This is a genomic window from Neisseria sp. P0022.S010 (assembly GCF_051956635.1).
Map to the genome: position 1 here is coordinate 1 of NZ_JBQCXF010000781.1, position 741 is coordinate 741.

General features: G+C 52.1%; 2 protein-coding genes. Both read right to left on the reverse strand.

The window, feature by feature from the left end; translation table 11 throughout:
* Window positions 1–605 (reverse strand): UDP-N-acetylglucosamine--N-acetylmuramyl-(pentapeptide) pyrophosphoryl-undecaprenol N-acetylglucosamine transferase (locus tag ACTHUT_RS21370; protein ID WP_440419813.1); only part of this gene is annotated, 605 nt, incomplete at its 3' end.
* A 4-nt stretch (window positions 606–609) separates the two neighbouring features.
* A partial coding sequence (locus ACTHUT_RS21375; protein ID WP_440419814.1) for an FtsW/RodA/SpoVE family cell cycle protein occupies window positions 610–741 on the reverse strand: 132 nt, incomplete at its 5' end.

Consider the following 741-nt stretch of genomic DNA (forward strand, 5'->3'; position numbering starts at 1 on the left):
TGCGGAACGGTTTTGTTCAACACATCCGCACCCAAACTGCCGCCCACCACCAAAACTTTCAGACGGCCTTGACGGTTTTCAAAGCGTTCTTCAGGAACAGGCAATGCCGCAATATCGGCACGGACAGGATTACCCACCAATCCGCCTTCATGTTGAAAGGCTTTTGGGAAAGCATACAGAACACGTTTTGCCCAGCGCGACAGTTGGCGGTTGGACAAACCGGCTACGGCGTTTTGCTCGTGAATCACAATCGGCACACCGGAAATTTTTGCCGCCACGCCGCCGGGGAATGTAACGAAACCGCCAAAACCGATAACGCACTCGACACGGTGTTTCTTAATAATCTGCTGCGCCTCGCGGACGGTTTTGTACAGCGTAAACGGCAACATCAGCTTACGCTTGATGCCGTTGCCGCGGATGCCTTTAATCGCCAGCGTTTCCAAGCGTATGCCGTATTGCGGCACGATGCGCTCTTCCATCGAATCCTGACTGCCCAGCCAAATCACATGATGGCCGCGCTTTTGCAGCGATTCTGCAACCGCCAATGCAGGGAAAATATGACCGCCCGTACCGCCGGCCATCAGCATAAAAGTTTTACCGCTCATGGTTTTACTCCACCGAATAACCGCGCATTTTTTGGCGGTTTTCATAATCAATGCGCAATAACAAAGTAACGCACACCAGCATGATAAAGACAGCCGAACCGCCGTAAGACATAAACGGCAAAGTCAGGCCTTTAGT